Below are 231 nucleotides of genomic sequence, written 5' to 3' on the forward strand. Positions count from 1 at the left end.
TGTCCCGCGTCAAGTAGTTGGCAGGATTTCCTTGGTTTTGAATGTCGGGGTGGTGGGGTCGGCCAGGCCCAGGTGCACCTCCTTGGGCCGGTTCCATGAGATGGCCTCGTGGGGCCGGAGCTCGTTGTACTCGATCCGGTAGTCCTCGGCCCGCTCGGCGAGCACGATCGCGTCGTCGATCTCGTCCAGGTAGAGCCGTTCGTACTTCAGCGTGCCGAAGCCGCGTTCACG

The 231-nt window shown here is 63.6% G+C and carries 1 pseudogene; it reads right to left on the bottom strand.

The features are described from left to right. Nucleotides 1–9 precede the first annotated feature (9 nt). Nucleotides 10–231, bottom strand: a pseudogene (locus tag MTQ12_RS14885) (transposase); the annotation flags it as partial.

The sequence above is a fragment of the Brevibacterium sp. R8603A2 genome (genome assembly GCF_023072605.1).
In the GTDB taxonomy this organism is placed as follows: Bacteria; Actinomycetota; Actinomycetes; order Actinomycetales; family Brevibacteriaceae; genus Brevibacterium; species Brevibacterium pityocampae.